12 protein-coding genes and 1 pseudogene are annotated in these 18,473 nt (G+C 42.9%); 2 read left to right on the top strand and 11 right to left on the bottom strand.

Translation table 11 applies throughout. The features are described from left to right. Positions 1-28 precede the first annotated feature (28 nt). The 11 genes from N5O98_RS11770 to N5O98_RS11720 all read right to left on the bottom strand — a co-directional run bounded on the left by N5O98_RS11770 (position 29) and on the right by N5O98_RS11720 (position 14,908). A complete protein-coding gene (locus tag N5O98_RS11770; RefSeq protein WP_022199812.1) occupies positions 29-448 on the bottom strand; it encodes a hypothetical protein in 420 nt (139 codons plus the stop codon). A gap of 7 nt (positions 449-455) precedes the next feature. Then, complete coding sequence (locus N5O98_RS11765; protein WP_004311762.1) at positions 456-2,210, bottom strand: rhomboid family intramembrane serine protease; 1,755 nt, start codon at positions 2,208-2,210, stop codon at positions 456-458. A gap of 153 nt (positions 2,211-2,363) precedes the next feature. After that, the gene (locus N5O98_RS11760; protein ID WP_004301030.1) at positions 2,364-4,070 is read right to left on the bottom strand and encodes an acyl-CoA dehydrogenase family protein; all 1,707 of its coding nucleotides are present in this window, start codon (positions 4,068-4,070) and stop codon (positions 2,364-2,366) included. 6 nt (positions 4,071-4,076) lie between these two features. Next, complete coding sequence (locus N5O98_RS11755; protein WP_004301029.1) at positions 4,077-5,096, bottom strand: electron transfer flavoprotein subunit alpha/FixB family protein; 1,020 nt, start codon at positions 5,094-5,096, stop codon at positions 4,077-4,079. 2 nt (positions 5,097-5,098) lie between these two features. Further along, positions 5,099-5,971 (bottom strand): electron transfer flavoprotein subunit beta/FixA family protein, encoded by an 873-nt coding sequence (locus tag N5O98_RS11750; RefSeq protein WP_004301028.1) that lies wholly within the window; start codon positions 5,969-5,971, stop codon positions 5,099-5,101. A gap of 262 nt (positions 5,972-6,233) precedes the next feature. Continuing rightward, positions 6,234-6,764, bottom strand: coding sequence for a GNAT family N-acetyltransferase (locus tag N5O98_RS11745; protein ID WP_004311761.1), 531 nt, complete (start codon positions 6,762-6,764; stop codon positions 6,234-6,236). Between the two features lie 8 nt (positions 6,765-6,772). After that, entirely contained in the window at positions 6,773-8,647 is a 1,875-nt protein-coding gene (locus N5O98_RS11740) for an alpha-L-fucosidase (protein WP_004311760.1), read from the bottom strand. A 39-nt stretch (positions 8,648-8,686) separates the two neighbouring features. Continuing rightward, entirely contained in the window at positions 8,687-9,367 is a 681-nt protein-coding gene (locus N5O98_RS11735; protein WP_004311759.1) for a hypothetical protein, read from the bottom strand. A gap of 136 nt (positions 9,368-9,503) precedes the next feature. Further along, a complete protein-coding gene (locus N5O98_RS11730; RefSeq protein ID WP_118161362.1) occupies positions 9,504-12,350 on the bottom strand; it encodes a TonB-dependent receptor in 2,847 nt (948 codons plus the stop codon). An 11-nt stretch (positions 12,351-12,361) separates the two neighbouring features. Further along, positions 12,362-13,675 carry a DUF4925 domain-containing protein gene (locus N5O98_RS11725; protein ID WP_004311757.1) on the bottom strand — a complete coding sequence of 438 codons (1,314 nt, stop codon included), beginning with the start codon at positions 13,673-13,675 and terminating at the stop codon, positions 12,362-12,364. Between the two features lie 30 nt (positions 13,676-13,705). Further along, complete coding sequence (locus tag N5O98_RS11720; protein ID WP_004311756.1) at positions 13,706-14,908, bottom strand: DUF4925 domain-containing protein; 1,203 nt, start codon at positions 14,906-14,908, stop codon at positions 13,706-13,708. 1,054 nt (positions 14,909-15,962) lie between these two features. Between N5O98_RS11720 and N5O98_RS11715 the strand changes: the two are divergent. Next, positions 15,963-16,292, top strand: a pseudogene (locus N5O98_RS11715) (VTC domain-containing protein); the annotation flags it as partial. Positions 16,293-16,460: 168 nt separating this feature from the next. Next, positions 16,461-18,455, top strand: a complete 1,995-nt coding sequence (locus N5O98_RS11710; RefSeq protein ID WP_004311754.1) for a carbohydrate-binding domain-containing protein — start codon at positions 16,461-16,463, stop codon at positions 18,453-18,455. Positions 18,456-18,473: the final 18 nt, after the last annotated feature.

Here is an 18,473-nt window from a genome sequence, read left to right as displayed (position 1 = left end):
CGTTTTAAGTGTGTTTATAAGAAAATGATTACCAAAGTCTTCCCGACAGCATAGCCAATCGGATGAAGGTGATGGTAGATTCTTCTTTGAGTTGGATGGGAGAGGATAGGTCTCCGGTTTCCGTATCATCCATGAAGATACGGAAAATTCCGTCCTCATAGGATTGCAAAGCATTGGTGATGGCTTCGACTTCTGCGGCAGGTTTGCCATTATAGTTTACTGCAAACCCTACTTTGCCGGAAGCTGTTTTATTTTCCACTTCTTCCTGTGTGAGGTATTTCAGCACTTCGCTCTGTTGCAAGCGTTCATTGTATTCGCAGACTTGCCAACTGACGATGGCTTCGATCAACCCCTGTACATTGACAGGCGGAACAGGAAAATCGATAGGAATCTTTTCGATACTGCACTTTCGCTTTCCTAACTGTTTGATTTGGATATATACTCTCATATTCTCTTTATTGGGTGATCTGGATACTTGATGTAATGGCATTCAGATCGGTTTCAGCTTCTTCGTCATAGACAAGCATGACAATAGCAAAAGATCGTTTCTTGCTCTCTTGAAAGTAATGCAACGCTATTTGTTTTACATCCTCTCCCGGTTCATCAGGAGCCCCGATGTGCAGGGGATTCGTGATCTTTGTCATGGGGAGTCCGTTGATGTTGACATTGCTTAGTTGGTAATCTTCTGACGGTTCCCCTTGTGCATTTCTTGGGAGAGTGAGTGATAACTCTTTCATGTGTTCAAACTCCTTCTGCGTGTCGTAGGTGAGGGCGGTAATCGTTAATTGATTCCCTCCGTTGACCAGCATGAGTAATGGAGGTTCCGCACCATCAATAATTCCTTTTGCTCCTGCTATTTTTATCCAGTTGGTAGGATACTGGCAACTGAATTTGGTGGCTGCATCATAATAAGATAGCCACGTATCGTCATTGCCGACAGGCGTATATGCCGGAACTTTCCTGCTGGAAAGATTGTCCGTAGCATTCACAGCGGAATGATTACTGTTCTCGTTTTCCTCTTCCAGTTCACCATTCAGATAGGCTTCCACAATGCCGCTTTCCCATTCTTTGCGTATCTCCGGGTAAAGAGGAGGAACGTTTTTGCACAGGATCATGAAGCTGAACAGGAATATACAGAATATACCAAGCTCCCCGATGATGGAGACAGTCCGCTGTGCATCGGGTTTCTCGAACTTGTAGCCGACCACATATATAATTCCCAGAACAAACCCGCTTAACAACCCGCCAATATGGGCGGCATTATCAATGCCGGCTTTCATCCCGTAAACCAGATTATACCCCACAAAAATGAGGATGCTGGTTAACAATGCCTTTCGTTGTTCTTTGGCGATGCGATGAAAGAGGAGGAATGCAAGGAATATACCGTAAAGTCCGAAGATAGATCCGGAAGCTCCGGTGCTGATTGTCTCACCGTGCATATACAGGCTGAATGCAGCCGAACATAATCCGGTTAGCAGGTATGAAACGAACATACGGCGTCCTCCTATCAGTTCTTCCAACAGAAGTCCTACATACATGAAAGCATACATGTTCATCAGGAGATGGAAAGCTCCGATATGTATGAAGTTGCAAGTCACTGTGCGCCACCAGTCACCGGTCAGAGTCAGCGGTCCGAAGTCAGCTCCCCATTTCAGTAGTGACAGAGTGGAAGGAGACATAATACCCACTCCGGAAGCAATCATTACAATGAATACAAGAATATTGATGTCTATCAGGATGGGAGTTGCTATAAATCCTTTGCGGGGAATGAAGAAAGACAGGAAAGAGTTCCTCTTCTTTTCTTCCTCTATGTAGGCTTTTTCTTCTTCTGTGAGCGGGCGGTTGAACTCTTCTTCGAAATCTTTGGCCCTTTGGGCTAGTTCTTCCGGAGTGAGTGAGGCTTTTATTTCTTCCATTGTTTCCCGTAACTTCTGGATATTTTTTCTGTTCTTTCCATAATCAACAAATTGTACGGAAGAAGACTGACTGCGAACGGATACTTCCCCGTCACTTCCCTTTTCTATGGTAAAGGTTATTGCCTCTCCATGGGAGCGTATACTGAACGGGACTTCAAACCGGATTCCTTCCGGAGTTACTTCCTCGATATTCCACTCAAGTTTTTGAGAGGCTTCGAGAGCCAATATAAGGATTTCCGTGTTTGATAAACCTGGCAAATACAGTTTGTCATTATATGAAGGTTTGAGTGCCATATTTCTATCTCTATCTACATTCATCAATTAAAAAATTACTTATCTCACTGACAAATGTATAGAATAATAATGGAAAATAATAGAATATGACAAATAAAAAAAGCATCCATTTCGTAAGAAAGGATGCTTTTATCAGATTTAGTCGATTATTTGTTACTTTTTGTAGAACGCCAAATCTTCTTTGTCGAAGTTTTCGATGAAATTTGTATGCTTTTCTACTTCCGCTTCTGCATAGTTCAAATATACGTGTGCAGATTTGGAGAACAGTTCAGAAGACTTGCTGGCATCTTGAATTAGTAAGTGACACATGATAATATCAGCAGCCATTTCCACCAGTTTGCGAGCGGTGAAGTCAAGCAATTCCTGATCCTGTACTTCTTTCACAGCGTTGGTACTTGCTTCAAATTTGTCAGCCATCTTCTTCAGGCGAGACATCAGCGGTTCCATTTCCGGTGAACAAGGAATGGCCTCAAACTCGCGGATAGTAGCGATGTAAGAACCATTAGTCACGTAACGGATAGCGGCTACAGTCTGCAACTGGGTAGTTCCTTCGTAGATGCTGGTGATACGTGCGTCGCGATAGATGCGTTGGCAAGCATATTCCATCATGAATCCTGAACCACCGTGAATCTGGATACAGTCATAAGCGTTCTGGTTAGCATATTCAGAGTTCATACCCTTAGCCAGCGGAGTAAAGCTGTCTGCTAGTTTGGCGTATTTTTTCTGTTCCTGACGTTCTTCCGGAGTCAGTTTACGTTCGCGGGAAATATCATCCAATGCTTTGTAAATGTCTACGTAGCGAGCTGTTTGATACAGCAAAGCACGTCCGGCATCCAACTTACCTTTCATGATAGCTAGCATATCGTATACTGCCGGGAATTCGATGATTGCTTTACCGAATTGCTTACGGTCTTTAGCATAAGCCAATCCCTCATTGTAAGCAGCTTGGCTCAATCCTACAGACTGCGCAGCAATACCCAGACGGGCACCGTTCATTAAAGCCATAACGTATTTAATCAAACCGAGTTTGCGGTCACCGCAAAGTTCAGCTTTTGCATTCTTGTACACCAGTTCGCAAGTAGGAGAACCGTGGATACCGAGTTTGTTTTCGATACGACGTACGTTCACACCACCCTCATTCTTGTCATAGATGAACATAGAAAGACCACGACCGTCTCTTGTACCTTCTTCCGAACGAGCCAATACCAAGTGAAGATTAGCATCACCGTTTGTAATAAAACGTTTTACACCGTTCAGCAACCAGCAACCGTCTTTTTCGCTATAAGTTGCTTTCAGCATAACTGCCTGTAAGTCGGAACCTGCATCCGGTTCGGTCAAGTCCATAGACATCGTTTCACCTTGGCATACGCGAGGAATGAAACGGCTGTGTTGGTCAGCGTTACCGAATTCATACAGTGTTTCAATACAGTCCTGCAAAGACCAGATATTTCCGAAACCGGCGTCGGCAGCAGCCACGATTTCTGCACACATGGTGTACGGAGTGATCGGGAAGTTCAAACCGCCGAATCTGCGTGGCATGGTCATACCGTTCAGGCCGGCTTTCACCATAGCGTCTAGGTTCTGTTTGGTTCCGGAAGCATATTCTACGCGACCGTTAGCACAGTGAGGACCTTCTTCGTCTACACCTTCTGCGTTAGCAGCAATGATTTCTCCTGTGATTTCTCCTGTAATCTCCAATACTTTGTCGTAAGAGTCTACAGCATCTTCGAAGTCCAGCGGAGCGTAGTCGAATTCATCTTTATCTCTGTAATTGCGTTCTTTGAGTTCGCAAATACGTTTCATCATCGGATTGTTCAAGTGAAACTTGAGTTCCGGTATGTCTGTATAATAATTAGCCATCTTTCCTTACTTGCTATTTTGTTTATAATACTTAATCATCTTCGGCACAACTTCTTCGATACTTCCGTTGATTACGTAATCGGCAATCGTATTGATCGGAGCATCCGGATCGTTGTTAATGGAGATGATGATACCACTTTCCTGCATACCGGCGATATGCTGAATCTGTCCGGAGATACCGCAAGCGATGTAGAGTTTTGGACGAACCGTGACACCAGTCTGACCGATCTGACGATCATGGTCTGCGAAACCAGCGTCAACAGCAGCACGGCTGGCACCTACTTCTGCGTGAAGTTCTTTAGCGAGGTCGAACAATAGGTTGAAGTTTTCTTTCGAACCTACACCGTAACCACCGGCTATGATGATCGGAGAACCTTTCAGGTTGTTCTTTGCCTTTTCTACATGGCGTTCGATGACTTTCACTACATAGTCCGTGTCGGCTACATACTTTTTCACGTCGTGACGGATTACTTCTCCCTGATAAGTCGGAGAGAGGATTTCTTTCTTCATCACACCTTCGCGAACGGTTGCCATCTGCGGGCGGTGTTCCGGGTTCACAATCGTAGCAACGATGTTACCACCGAATGCCGGACGGATTTGATATAACAGGTTCTTATAAGTCTTACCTTCTTTTTTGTCTTCGTGGTCACCGATTTCAAGTGAAGTACAGTCGGCAGTCAATCCGCTGGTCAGAGCAGAAGAAACGCGCGGACCGAGGTCACGACCGATAACGGTAGCACCCATCAAACAGATTTGCGGTTGCTCTTCTTTGAAGAGGTTCACCAGGATAGCTGTGTGAGGAAGTGATGTATAAGGGTAAAGGCCTTCACCGTCGAAAACGTGAAGTTTATCTACTCCGTAAGGAAGGATTTGTTTTTCAATATCTTTGAGGCCGCTTCCGGCAACTACAGCTTCGAGCTGACAGTTCAACTGGTTGGCTAACGAACGACCTTTGGTCAGAAGTTCGAGGCTAACGTCTGCAACGTTACCTTCTTCTATTTCGCAATATACAAATAAGTTATTCATGATTATCCGATGGTGTGGTTAGCTAATAGTTCAACAATCAGGTCTTCCACGTCACGGTCGCTGCCGCTGATGGTTTTGCTCTCTTTAGCCTGGAACACGATGTTCTGGATGGCTTTCACTTTTGTCGGCGAACCGGACAGACCGCATTGTGCAAGGTCACCGTTTACGTCGGCTACACTCCATTCTACCAGATTCAAATAATCACGCTTGTCATACAAATCGGTATAATCAAGGTTACCTTGTTGTTTTTCGGTAACTGTTTTGGCGTGTTTGTATTTCTGAACCAGTTTCGCATTGCGCGGACGGCAAGGAGCGGCAGAACCGTTTACGGTAATCACGATAGGCAGCGGACCCTCTACAGTTTCTACACCACCGTCGATATGACGTTTCACCTTGATTTTACCATCGCCCACTTCCAGAATTTCTTCTGCGTATGTGATTTGCGTCAATCCTAGCTTCTCTGCTACCTGCGGACCTACTTGCGCCGTGTCACCGTCGATAGCCTGACGACCACCAATGATAATGTCGCAATCACCGATTTTGCGGATGGCAGTAGCCAGTGCGTAAGACGTAGCCAGTGTATCTGCACCAGCGAAAGCACGGTCGGTCAGCAAGTAACCGTTATCTGCGCCACGGAAAAGTCCTTCACGAATAATGTCGGCTGCCCGTCCCGGTCCCATGGTCAGGATGGTTACGGTAGAGCCTGGATGAGCATCTTTCAGTCGAAGAGCTTGCTCGAGAGCATTCAGGTCTTCGGGGTTGAAGATAGCGGGAAGTGCCGCGCGGTTAATCGTCCCGTCGGCTTTCATGGCATCTTTCCCAACATTACGTGTGTCAGGAACTTGTTTTGCCAATACAACAATTTTCAAACTCATGCTATAAATTTTAGTATTAGTATTTCTACAAGTTAGCAGCCAGTAGTCAAGTAGTAATATCTTGCTATCCAAACTATCCGGTTAACTATCAGCGTGCAAATTTACTCAAACGCTTGGTTCTGACAAGAAATCCGAGTAAAAAATGCACAGGTTTAAGATTTTTGAGCAAAAGAGGAGGGTTTTTATAGATTTAATTCAGGGTTGACAAAGCGTTTATGGGCAGTCTGCCGGATTGTCCAGCAGACTGTTGATGAATTCCGGATTATTTGATAAGTTCGTAATAATGTGCATTCGTGAAATTATCATTCTTGAAAATAGCCTTTTGCATAATTCCTACTTTCGTGAATCCCACTTTCTCTAATACCCGCATGGATGGGGAGTTATGCTCAAATACGACTGCGAATACACGTACCTTATCAGTGTGTTCGAAATAATAGTTGATGGCTTCTTTCAGGGCGTCAGTAACGATTCCCTGGTTCCAGAAAGGTTCTCCAATCCAGTAGCCTACTTCTGTACTAAAACGTTCTACATCCGTAGCGGGTACAAAACCGATACTTCCAACTGCTTCTCCGTTTACCTCAATGCAGAAATCTTGAATGTTTTCTTTCGCTTGTACCATAGAGAGAAAAACGTTAGCATCTTCCTGACTATAAGGATAGGGGAGACCGTCACGACAGTTATCCCAAATATTCTTGTTATTGAGATATTGGGCTAATGATGCTGCATCTTCGGTTTGCCAGGTACGGAGAGTATAGTTTTTCTTCTGCACAATAATTCCTGTTTTTTGTACCATATCATCTATTATTGTATCCCAATTTCAGCTAACCCCATCGGTTCACCGTCATGTATCATCCGTGTTGCTTTCAACTGAATGTAGCGAGCCTTGACCGGAGTAAAGTAAACCGATTGCAAAATCGGATTGCTCTTTATATTGGAAAATTCATCTTTGGCTACTACCTGGTTGACCGCATTACTGTCCGTACCTACAGATATTTCGTAGGCCGCGATCACCCCTTTATTATATTCACTTTGGTCGGGGAGATAGTGGAATGAGGTAATCGTTCGTTCTTCTCCCAAGTCAATCAATAGTGTATTTCCATTGATGAAACAGGTGGTCTGGTCGTTTTTATCCATGCCTTTCTGTGCTTCCTCTACATCTACTCCAACAAGAGTGAACGGGTAACTTTTCAGTTCTGCAGCTTTCGCTGTGTATGTATCCGAAGTCTCTCCTGCATAATATGCTTCAATGTTATTAATACAGAGACAAGCCCGTGAATCCGTGAAGCGGACACGAATCTTATCCGTAGTGATTGTTTCGAAACGAAGGAGCCGTTTATATCCGATAGTGGTAGTCTCCTCATTGAGCTTTACTGGGAGCCATTCGCCTGCCTGGTTATATTCTACAACGAATGATTTGACACGTTGTCCGAGAGGAATATATTCCTGCAACATCATACGGTTGATCTTCTCTGCCTGAGGTAAATCGAATTCGATAGTGGCTGAAGTGACATCATCATTGGTAGCCCAATAAGTATCATAATCACCGTCGGTCACAGCTTTGGCGGAGAATGTTCTTCCACGTTCGTCCGATGCTTTGGGAGAGAGTCCCGCCAGCAGATTGTGTGCCAGTTGTTTTTGTACATTCTGGTGGAAGTTTACGGCATTGGCAGAGTCAGTAGGGTGAATCAATCCGTCACGGTCTACCGGGAAGTTTAATAATAGCGTTGCGTTATGTCCTACGCTGCGGTAATATAAATCAGTCAGTTCGTCTACTGTTTTCACACGGTCGTCTTCTTCCGGATGATAAAACCATCCCGGACGGATGGAAACATCACACTCGGCAGCTACCCATTGGTTACCATCGGCATGACCATATTGCAGTTCACGATACTTGGGATAGCCCGGATAAACTTCTCCTGCACGAAGAAAAGACCAGTTAGTAGCTCCGGCAAATCCGTGTTCGTTGCCTACCCAACGACAGCCCGGACCTCCATCCGAGAAGATAACAGCTTGTGGCTGTAACTCATCAATCATCTTGTAAGCTCGCGGATAGTTATAATAAGTCTTGCGGTCGATTGTACGGCTGTCTTTTGCTCCGCCATACCAGCCGTCTCCACCGTTGGCACCATCAAACCAGATTTCAAATACGTCACCGTAGTTGCTCAGCAGTTCGTTGAGTTGTTTATAGAAGTATTCTACATATTCGGGAGAACCATAATTGGCCTGATGCCTGTCCCAGGGCGAGAGATAGACTGCGAATTTAATGCCATACTTTTTGCAGGCATCCGACAGTTCGCGGACAATGTCTCCTTTTCCGTCTTTGTACGGAGTGTTGCGGATACAGTACTCTGTCAGTTGCGTAGGCCACAGACAGAATCCATCGTGATGTTTCGCTGTCAGGATCACTCCTTTCATGCCGGATTTGACAAATGTCTGTACCCATTGCTCACAGTCCAGACGGGTAGGGTTGAATGTTTTAGGATCGGAGTCTCCATATCCCCATTCACGGTCGTTGAATGTGTTAAGTCCGAAGTGTACAAACGCATACGTTTCCATTTTTTGCCATTCCACCTGTTTGGCTTCGGGAATGGGTAAGATAGCTTCCGGTGCTTTTACCGAATTACAGGCACTTAGTAGAAAAAGACCTGTTGCGAAGATAAGAAAGTGTTTTTTCATGGGGGTGTTTATTAGTTAATAATTGAATGTAAGAATCATCTACAATGTAATTCCAACTACAAAATAAAGTTGCTCTTCATAAGGGTTGGCTATTAGCTTTCCGAAGATGGGTAAAGAGAAATTGGACGTTATTTTAATATCTTTTGTTGCAGATAATCCGATATTGACTACATTGAATTTGTCGGAGTACATACTTTCCCAAGGAGTGAAACCTGCTTCGATATTCATATTTACATCCTTCACGCTGAACGGGTAACTCAACTCGCAGTAACTGGACCAGGCACGTTTCCCGTTTTCCCGGTAATCGTTTCCGGCAAAGGTAGTGTACCAACTTACTGACAATGGGAACTTTTCGCTATGCATATAGCCGGCTCCTACCTCGAAAGTGTGCCCGGTAGAGTGCGAACTGTAATTGAAGTATTTAAAAGGTTCCTCTTCTGTCTGGGTAAAATAGTTATTGGCGTAAAGAGTCAGGTTTTTGTATTCGTACTCTAGTGATAAATCTATTTCATTGTTCTTTTCGCGAAATTCGGTAGAACCCCATGCGTAAACGGTCAGTCCTTTCCAGTTGAGGCCGAGTGAAGGCTGCACACTTGCATTGCCGCTATCCATACCGCGCCAAATATAACTGCTTACAAAATCAGCAGTTACAAAAACTTCTTGTGCCTGTGCAAAGGCCGTACAAAACAGGATGGCAATAAGTAGGATTTGTTTTTTCATTTTATCGGTTATTTCTTCTCGTTTTCGGGGGGTAAAGATACGCAATATATAGATAAATGATGACAGATGAGGAGAAAAAAGAAAACGGCTGCATTGAGCAGCCGTTTCTTAAGTAATTGTGAATCTTGAAAGTTAGTTAGAAAGTGACGTCCATTTTCAGTACGAAAGTACGTGGAGCGGCAACTGCCATTGGGCGGTTGCTGTATTCTTTATTCAACAGGTTATTCACCATAAACTGGAAAGCTACTTCTTTTGTGGCTTTTACTCCGAAGCGCACGTCAACAGTGGCATAGTCCGTATTATGTTTTTTCCAGTAAGTAGCCAGTGTCTCTCCTTTTGAATAACCGAAAAGGATGCCACGTACATAATCCATCAGGTCTTTCTGCTGTTTCTCGCGTTCGTCCAACATCAGATAGTCAACTGCCAGAATTTTGCTCTTCCATGCTACATTGGCACCGACATTGATACGTTTCCACTGGAAATCTACCGTAGCTTTAAAACTGTGCTTCGGGCGATATTTAAGGTACTTACCTGTGTTCGATTTCTCTTTCATCTGAAGAGGATCGGTATAAAGCCCCTCTACTGCATTACGTTCCTGATAGTCAGCATCGCGTGGCTCCGTGTATACATATCCCAAGTTATAGAACAACTTCGTATTCTTATTGAAATTATACACGCCGTTCGTTGAAATTTCTACTCCGTAAATCTGGGCTTTCGATACATTGTGGAACTGGGCTCCGATGCCGAAACCTTTGCCATCTGTCAGCATCTGAAATGCATCGCCTATGCTATTAAGCATTGTGTAATTGGCATTGTTGAACAGTCCGAACTGGAATTCAACCATGTCTTTATACTGTGTATAGAATCCTGCAACATCCACAAAACCCTGGAAATTGCCGACCTTATATCCTTGCTTAATTCCTAATTCCGCATTAAATCCTTTCTCCGGTTTGATGTCCAGATTAGGATAGACGCCAACCCCACCAATATCCTTGCGCAGGTATTTTTCATTGATAGACGGATTACGGTAACCCTGTCCGAAGCTGGCACGGATAAAACTGTAATCAGCCAGCTGATAATTTAACCCTGCACGGAAGACCGGACGGAACGGAACCTTGGTTCCGAAAATTTTGGTTTCGGCTTCACGGTGATGATTATTCACCCGATAATATTCGGCACGTACACCGGCAGACACACTCAAACGATCCCAAAAGCGCTGATCGTACTGAAGGAAAGCAGCTACATTATCACTTTTGTATACCTCATCCATTACAGCGGAGTCATAGCGGATATGTTCCAGGGTTACTCCGGTAGTGATTTGTGCACCACCTTCCCATTTCTTATTGAACTGGTAGTCGAGATAGTAATCGAAGTTCTTATCAGTCTGTGTTTTGGGAGTGTTTCGTGACGGATTGATAACATTTGATAACCACGGAATCAGATCACTCGGTAACTGTCCGTTCGCAAGTCCTCCCAAGTCACTCGGCACTCCGTTGTCCATTACCCAGGAGATCAGATCGCAATAATCGGCAGTCGTCGCATTCGGGAAAATATTGCCTAATGAGGTGAACACTCCGTTCATGGCATCTTCCAGATTACCGTTGACAAGTCCGGAACCGATACCTACCAATGCAGGATAGAGTGAACTGTAATCGCCACCGGCTATATTCTGTATCGTTTTGGCATCAGTTCCCATATTTCCCAGAATATCAGTGATGGAAGTTCCTTGGGTAGGGCGTACGATATTGTCGGCGCTGTAATAGAAACGTCCTTTAATCTTATGTGACGTACCGTTTTCCGGATTCACATAGTTGATGAACGGATCGATATGGAAATTATTCTCTTCACGTCCCATGTTGGTGAAAGGAGACGGTTTGTACACTTCCGTTGGTGAACGCCAGATGAAGAAGTCGCCGTATTGATTGGAAAGGAAATCGACATTGAAACCATAGTTCAACAGTTTCATTCCCATATCGGGCTGATGATAAGTGAGGCTCCCTCCCATACGGAAACGTTTGTTGTATCCCTGTTGGCGGTATCCTTCATCAGTGAAAAGATTGATTCCTCCGCTGACATCGAAATTACCGATACGGCGGGAATGGGAGAGGTCGAATCCTTCGTAAATAGGATTCCGTATACCGCTAAGAAGACTTCCGCGCAGGATCGGTTTAACAGAATATTTATCATCTTTCCAGAAACTCTTGTCGCTCCATTGGTATTCGTCGTTTTCCGCATCACCATATACACCGATATAGGCGCTGAATCGTGTTTTCGGTGTCAGTCCCGGACGTGCGGTACGGATATTGATAATACCATTCAAAGCTGATGAGCCATATAGTACGGAAGATGCTCCTTTAATCACTTCCACCTGTTCTACGTTCTCTAAAGGAACAGTGTTCCAGTTGATTTCTCCTGTTTTCGGATTCAGTGTGCTCATTCCGTCCACAAGAATTTGGCTGCGTGCACCTACTCCGTAAGTCCATCCGCTACCTCCGCGCATAGAAGGTTGTTTGTCTACAATGTCTACACCGGGAAGTGTGCGGAGAGTGGAAGAAATATCCGTGGGTGCCTGACGGGCAATATCTCCGGATTTAACAACGTCCATGGAGACAGTGACATCACTCAACTTCTGTTCAAAGCGTCCGGCACTGACTACGACTTCTTCCAGCAGCTTGGTGCTTTCTTTCATGTAAACGTCTTTGGTGACTACTTCACGCTTGTTGATAACGATGGGCATCAAGACATCATCATAGCCAACATAGCTGAATACAAGGTCAACTCCACCTTCGGGAAGTTTGATTTCATATTCTCCGTTAATGTTAGATACTACTCCCTGATTACCATGAAGTTTGTAGGTGACGGTGGCTCCGACCAATGGCTCATTGGTCTTGGCATCATATATATGTCCTTTCAGGGTTTGGGCAAAGATGCTTCCGAAACCGGTAAGGCATAACAGGATTGTTAGGATATATAATTTCTTCATTGTTTTTTGTTTTATTTATTTGGAACAATTTCCAAACCAAATTCTATTTTTTCAGGTGATAGAAAAGCGTCTGATATACCGTTCAAAAATATAGAGATGATTCCTCCCAGTGATTGCATATCTTCTGGAAGCAGACTGACTATTAGCGGACTAAGATCTGGTAGTAATTTGGCTATGGGAGTAAAACCTTCTTTGTCTAAGTAAATAAAAGTATGTCCATCTTTTGAAATAACTTGCATCGGGATTCCGGTAGTTAACCAATTGAAAATAGCTTTGAAAGAAGTGTCATTGACATTGAGCAGGAATCCAAGTGTTTCATTTTTTAGACTTTGATTGAGCGTGGTTAGCAATTCTTTCACTTTCATAGCATCCATTTGGGATATAGCTTCAATGATAGCATTGGTTATATTGACATCCATATATTGATTGCCGCTGGATATTGAGGCAATAATATTAGCTAAGTTTAATTTTAATATTAACTTACCGTCTTTTTGGAACCAATTAGCAAATCCTTTTGGAGATGGAATATAATTACGGTTAACAATGTTAGGAGTAATCATATCCTGTGTTAATGGATTTTCTAGAAATCCAAAAATGATATCCATGTCTACTCCTGTCAATGGTTCATTTGAATAAGAAGCCGTTACATTCCCGTCCGCTCCTAAAGTAATTTCTTGTAGAACTTGTGGCAAAATATAACTTAATATGTTTTGAATGGCACTACCCCATGTTTGAGTTGTGGCTCCACTTTCTGAAGCTTCTATGTCTGCATAAAAATAGCATGATGCATTTAGTACTTGTCCGTCAACATCTTGCCATGTATATTCTTCTCCCCACATGTCTCCAACTACAATCGTTTTGATGCCATTAATAACTGTGGGTAGTTTATAAGTATTTGCCCATAATTCTGCATTGCCCATTTTGATATTGGATATATTTAATGTTAACTGTCCTTTTATTACGCGTCCTTCGTATCTAAAAGAGCTTAAAGTCTCATTTCCCATACTATTTCCTGAAAAAGAATATCCTTGCCCATCTCCAGAAAGGGGGATAGACATAATTTTTACTTCTTTTTCTCCTGGTAAAATATCATATAAGTTAATAATAGCGGTTTCTCCTGTTACAGTGCTAAAGTCTACTGATTTTCCGATCATTGTTTCACCATTATAGGTAAGAATTAGATTCGGATTGGGGTTTGATAGTTTATTTGAATAATTGGCTGTTACATCTATAGGCTCTGGTCCGTAGTGATCATTATCACAAGAAGTTAAAAATGCAGACGCTACGGCAAGGCAGCTTATTAATAGGATAGATATTTTTTTCATTGTTTTTTTATATTAGATAATTAAAATGAATTATTTCTTAGCTGTGAGGTCAATACCGATTTCCATTTTATCGAAAAGGGCTGCAACTTCAATTAAATTTGTTTCCAGCAAACTACCGATGATGCTGATGAACGGCATGAGAGTTTCTTTGTTGAAATAGATATAAGTATGTTCTTTTGTTGAGTTGATGCCCATTGGTATTCCGTCTTTCATCCATGTGAGCAGAGTTGCAAAAGTATCATCATCCAATTGAAGAATATAGGTGATTATTTCATTGTTTAAAATCATATTGATGGCACTTAACGTTAATTTTAAACGTGCCGGGTCAGATTTTAGAAGTGCTTCACTGATTCCTGCGATAAGCTGATAGTCAATTTGCTTTCCGTTGTTTTGTGCTATGAGAGACACAATGGCAGGGATATTTAGTTGTACGACAAATGCTTTGTTGCCTGTTTGATTCCAGTAGGCCAATCCTTTGGGAGATGACTCATAAGTGCGTTTGTTGATCAGACTTTTGAATTCAGCGTCAGTTTTGCCCGAATTGGCAACTTCCATAATTTCATTCATGTCTACAGGGCTCGTAGTATAGCTGGCAGTGACAATTCCATTTTTCTCAAATGTAATATCCTTCAATACATAAGGAAAAATCACATCTAATATATTAGTTGCCATTTGCTGTATTTGTAAAATCACCGGCTGGAGAGATTCTCCTCCTGCTTTTGTAGTAATATTCACGTAGCTGGCTCCGCTATTACGGATGATACTTTCTCCATCTGTTGTGTGGGAGTATGCAGGAAATGTATATGTGTTTGCAATGGAGTTGGCATAAGCCATTGTTACGTTCAGTGATAGTTGCATGTTTTTCGGAGTTATTATTCCTTCATATTTCACCGTAGCTCCTCCCATTGTGATATTGGTCCCGCTGAAAGTATAATATCCTTTCTTTTCATTCTCATAAAGTTGGATGCGACTGATAGGAGTTTCCTTTTCTCCCGGGATTATATTATTCAGCGTCAGTGTTCCCGTTTCGCTATCTTCTGTCTTGAAGCTGACAGTTTTTCCAATTAATTTCTCTCCGCTGTAGGTTAGGTCTAGCGTATATGGTTTAATATACGAGCCATATTCCTGACTAATTTCTCCTGGCCAAAATAGCTTGTCATTGTAAGTTTCTTCGCATGATGTAAAGAAAAATACTGCGCAAGCGACATAAGATAGTTTTCGTAAGTTTCTCATTTTGCTTTTTGTTTTTATTGCGTATTTAATAAAACTTTGCAAAGTTCGACTAACAATTCTTTATTGTCAAGGTCTGTTTTTTTATTTTAATGTTCTATTTTTAATCGTATGCGGTAAAAGTACCTAAAATGAAAAAATAAATGTGTTCTATTTTTAATATCGATTGTTCTTCTTTTAAGAATGGCTGTAAAAAGAGAATGAAGAGGTCTCTAAAAAAGCAAATGGTTTTCCTCCTATTTTTCACAGGTGAGAAACCGTTCATTTTTTTTCTTCTCTATTTCTGACTCTTGCGGAAAGTTTAGAATGTAATATTCATCTTTACAACTTTCAATAAATACTTCCGTAAAAAAGTGAAGAGGAATCCGCTGGAATATTACAAGAAATAAATCTATGTTTGCTTAAAATAGGGTTATACATAAAAATAGGATGTTTTATACATTTTCTTTGCTTTAATTAGAACCTATATGAGGATAGCAAATAAATAGGAGCTTAAATGTCTTTTTGGATTCTCCCAAAAGACAGTGATTTGATAGTAAATCCTTGCTGTTTGTATTTGTTTGCTACCAGATTCGAAATAAATCAATATTTTTTTTCTGATGTTATAGCTATTTGTTATATTGAAAATTAACGAAGTTAGAAGTGACATAGCTTGGAAACGACTCTTATTTCAATCAACGCCTCCTTCCTCACCGATGAACGGTAGCTTGGTCGGTGAGCAAGGAGGCGTTCCTCACCGACCAAGGATACCTTGCATTTAAAGAACGGACGTTTTCATACAATGAAAAACGGTCTGTTTACCCTTTATTTATGCATAATAAGGGGCGTGATATGCATATTCTTGCACTAGATTATGCATTTTATTTTCTATTTGATTCGATTCATAGCCACTGTTGAATAATAGAATCTTAAGAATAGAACAGAACAGTTTATTGCTGTAATACAGTCGATTCACCGATAAGAATCCCCCGTTCATTGATTTTTTTTCCTTTTTCTGCTTCTCTGTCATACATTTGTTACAGTATTGTAACACTTGCTACTCTAATCCCTTATGAATATGAACGAGGCATGTAATGTAACCACCGCACTTTCCGCTTTCTCCTCCATTTCTTTGGAAGAGATGAGTACCATCCGTTTGATGAACCGTACGGACACGAAGTATATCGTTTCGCTCTCTGCCCTGATGGACGTATTACAACGGGCGAGTAATTGTTATCGTGTGCAAGAGGTGCAGGGGGAGCGAAATATAGCTTATCACACTACCTATCTCGACACTCCCGATTACGCCATGTATCTGGCTCATCAAAACGGAAGAGTGATCCGTGAGAAGATCCGTGTAAGGACATATGTCTCTTCCGGTCTGACTTTTCTGGAAGTGAAGAAAAAGATATTCTCCGGTTTCGATGCTTCTCTGGAAGGTGAATTTCGTACAAGGGACGGATTGCAGACGGTGGAATGCTGGTCGGGTTCGGCAGGTGTTTCCTATAAGATGTTTCGTTGGCTGAAAGCGTCTGCAGGATATTCATTTAAGTTTTAATAGATAAAACAAGAAATTATGAAAAGGATTGTGTTGTTTTGGATACCGCTTTTATTGCTGTTGTTGGTGAACTGTACGACGGAATCATTCGATTTCGGCGATCAGGAAGGAATATTGGTCGGAGGTTCGGGAGGTGGAGGAAGCAGTCAGCCCAACCCGACGATTCCCGAGGGATCGGAAGATTTATTGGGATTTACAATCGCTTTTGATGAAAGTGATAAAACGGCGTATGGAAGCATGTCGGAAACGGTTACTTCCGATGATGATTTTATAGAGAACTCCCAATTCGCCTCTGTGGTGACGATTATCTATAATGGAACGACTGCTGCGGTAAGCAATGGTGTTTCAGGAGTGGAAGTGTCTTCCAATGGGGCGCATGTCGTGGTTAATTCTACAGTCAGCGGAGTAGAATATGTGTTGAGCGGGACTACTACGAATGGCTCGTTCAAGGTATATAGCGAAAAGAAATTCAAATTATCACTGGCAGGGGTGTCTATACTCAATCCGGTAGGTGCTGCCATTAATATCCAGTCTTCCAAACGTGTGTTTGTGGTATGCGCGGATGAAACAACGAATGTGTTGACAGATGGGTCTTCTTATACGGCAACTACTGATGGAGAGGATATGAAAGCCTGTCTGTTCAGTGAGGGGCAACTCATTTTCAGTGGAGGCGGTTCACTCACAGTTACCGGAAATTATAAACATGCCATCACAAGCGATGATTATGTGCGTTTCCGTAGCGGGTGTAATATTACGGTAGCTTCGGCCAAAAAAGACGGAATCCATACTAATGAATCTGTGATTATCGGCGGCGGAATACTGAATATATCTTCTGACGGCGATGCTATTCAGTGTGAAGAGGGAGGAATTACGATGACCGGAGGATTTGCCAAACTCTCTACAACGGACAATAAAGCGCATGGGTTGAAATCTTGTCTGGATGTGGTAATCAGTGGCGGTGCTATTCAGGCACAAGTGGCGGGAGCAGCCTCCAAAGGAATATCCTGTGATGGTAACCTGACCATCTCCGGAGGAAAGCTGACTGCATTCACTTCTCAAACCGCACTTTATGAAGACAATGATTTGAGTTCGTGTGCAGGAATTAAATGTGACGGAAATATCCTGATTACAGGAGGGGAGATCGCCATACAGAGTACAGGTGGAGCCGGTAAAGGTATCAACTGTGACGGTTCGATTACCATCAATGACGGCACGGTGAAAGTGATAACTACCGGTACGCAGTGTGTGTATGGCAAGCTCGACTCGTCGGCAAAAGGAATCAAAGCGAACGGTGCGTTGACAATCAATGGAGGAACGGTGCTTGTGAAGGCTACCGGTGGGGAAGGTAGTGAGGGTATCGAGAGTAAAAGTGTGTTGACTGTCAATGAGGGTACAGTTGCCGCGCTTTGTTACGATGACTGTATGAATGCAAGTAACAGCATTGTTCTTAATGGTGGCAATATTTATTGTTATAGTTCCGGAAATGACGGCATTGACTCTAATGGTACGTTGACCATTACGGGGGGAGTGATCGTATCGTCGGGTACTACTTCTCCCGAAGACGGATTCGATTGCGATCAGAATACCTTTAAGATTACCGGGGGGATTGTTCTGGGTATTGGAGGAGGAACAAGTACACCTACATCAAGTGTATGTACGCAACGCACTGTGATCTATGGCGGTTCGGGAAGTAACGGAGAAATACTGAATATCCAGTCGGCCGACGGAACCAGCGTACTGACCTATCAGATTCCCCGTGCTTATTCTCAAATGACGGTATTATTCAGTAGTCCGAATCTGACCTCGGGCGGTAGTTATACTATCTCAAAAGGAGGAACGGTTTCCGGTGGTTCCGAGTTCTTCGGGTTATATTCGGGAGCCACTTATTCCGGTGGCACACAGACGGCAACATTTACTGCCAGTTCGATGGTGACACAAATCGGCAGCACTTCCGGCGGTGGCCAGCCCGGTGGTGGAGGCGGTGGACATGGACCTGGTGGATGGGGATGGTAAACAGCAGTTTACCGTCGA

This window comes from Bacteroides sp. LFL-34, assembly GCF_027257075.1.
GTDB lineage: Bacteria > Bacteroidota > Bacteroidia > Bacteroidales > Bacteroidaceae > Bacteroides > Bacteroides ovatus.
Note: the sequence above shows the minus strand (reverse complement) of the source record. Positions and strands in the feature narration are given on the sequence as shown.

Coding starts and splice junctions, on each gene's coding strand:
- N5O98_RS11750 (WP_004301028.1), bottom strand. CDS start 5,971: ATGAGTTTGAAAATTGTTGTATTGGCAAAACAAGTTCCTGACACACGT.
- N5O98_RS11745 (WP_004311761.1), bottom strand. CDS start 6,764: ATGGTACAAAAAACAGGAATTATTGTGCAGAAGAAAAACTATACTCTC.
- N5O98_RS11760 (WP_004301030.1), bottom strand. CDS start 4,070: ATGGCTAATTATTATACAGACATACCGGAACTCAAGTTTCACTTGAAC.
- N5O98_RS11755 (WP_004301029.1), bottom strand. CDS start 5,096: ATGAATAACTTATTTGTATATTGCGAAATAGAAGAAGGTAACGTTGCA.
- N5O98_RS11770 (WP_022199812.1), bottom strand. CDS start 448: ATGAGAGTATATATCCAAATCAAACAGTTAGGAAAGCGAAAGTGCAGT.
- N5O98_RS11725 (WP_004311757.1), bottom strand. CDS start 13,675: ATGAAAAAAATATCTATCCTATTAATAAGCTGCCTTGCCGTAGCGTCT.
- N5O98_RS11740 (WP_004311760.1), bottom strand. CDS start 8,647: ATGAAAAAACACTTTCTTATCTTCGCAACAGGTCTTTTTCTACTAAGT.
- N5O98_RS11735 (WP_004311759.1), bottom strand. CDS start 9,367: ATGAAAAAACAAATCCTACTTATTGCCATCCTGTTTTGTACGGCCTTT.
- N5O98_RS11765 (WP_004311762.1), bottom strand. CDS start 2,210: ATGGCACTCAAACCTTCATATAATGACAAACTGTATTTGCCAGGTTTA.
- N5O98_RS11730 (WP_118161362.1), bottom strand. CDS start 12,350: ATGAAGAAATTATATATCCTAACAATCCTGTTATGCCTTACCGGTTTC.
- N5O98_RS11720 (WP_004311756.1), bottom strand. CDS start 14,908: ATGAGAAACTTACGAAAACTATCTTATGTCGCTTGCGCAGTATTTTTC.
- N5O98_RS11710 (WP_004311754.1), top strand. CDS start 16,461: ATGAAAAGGATTGTGTTGTTTTGGATACCGCTTTTATTGCTGTTGTTG.